The 1,000-nt window shown below is 44.2% G+C and carries 1 protein-coding gene and 1 pseudogene; both read right to left on the bottom strand.

What is annotated here, in order from left to right; all coding sequences use genetic code 11:
- Window positions 1-218, bottom strand: a pseudogene (locus GMD5S_RS0209730) (cell cycle regulator CcrZ); the annotation flags it as partial.
- Between the two features lie 47 nt (window positions 219-265).
- A partial coding sequence (locus GMD5S_RS10330) for an ABC transporter permease (protein WP_016893886.1) occupies window positions 266-1,000 on the bottom strand: 735 nt, incomplete at its 5' end.

Here is a 1,000-nt window from a genome sequence, read left to right as displayed (position 1 = left end):
CCCGTCAGCCATTCCTGAGCACACATATCACGGCCATCTGGCAAACGACGAGTCCATAGTAATTGAGGAGCGATTTGTTCTCTGGCTAGGCCAGGTAGGATTGGAGAGGTGTTCATTTTTACAAAGACGCGCTTCCCATCAGGGTAGCTTCCCATATAAGCTTTGCCGCTCTTCCCAGGGATAGGGGTCAGCGTTAGCTCATTATCACCCAAGTCCATTTCTTTCCTCCGTATAAAGTTTCCTTACTATTCTACTAGTTTTTGGTCTATTCGTCAACCAATCTTTTTAGTTGGTAAGGCAAATAAAACAATTGTAGGAAGAGACTAGCCCCTACAAGAGCCAACAAGGCTATTTTCTCTTGAAAAACCACTGCTCCGACCAGTAATTCTAACAAAAGAACTGCACTTCCCACACCGACTACAATCTGTTTCAACCCTTTCTCCTTCTCCCCTTTTTCTAGTGGAAAGAGCTGGGTCAAGTATTGGTAGTCAAAGGCATGATAGAGGGCCAGTAACTGAAAGAGCAAGAGGTAGTTAAATAGAACCACCACTGCTGTCGCAATCCAAGATTGCTCGATAAAGAGCAAAGCTAACAAGGATAGGAGCAAAAGACGCAAACTGAGGGCAAAGAGGTCTCCATTTCGCAAGTAAGAACGGAGATAGAGGTTTTGCCAAATCTTGCTCGGCACTTTCTGAACTGCTTTAAGGATGAAATCCAGATAAGCGCGACGTTTGACACTATTTGAAACGCCCTTGACCTGAGTAAAGAGAGCAAAGAAACGAAGCAAAACTTGCTTGCGCTTGCTTTCTTGGGCAATGACATAATCCCAATCCAGCCCAGTTTCAGTGAAAAATTTGCTGGCTTTTTGGCGAAAAAGGAGGTATTTCCCAGCTCCTAATAAAAGCACATAGACGAGAAAGACTGGCAAGCCATAGCCCATGGCTAAAAACAAGGGTGCAAACAAGAGTAAAAAGAGGGTTTGAACAATTGTCCAGAAAAC

It is taken from the genome of Streptococcus sp. GMD5S, assembly GCF_000298715.2.
Classification (GTDB): domain Bacteria; phylum Bacillota; class Bacilli; order Lactobacillales; family Streptococcaceae; genus Streptococcus.
The sequence above is the reverse complement of the archived record's forward strand: the minus strand, read 5'-3'. Positions and strand labels throughout refer to the sequence as shown.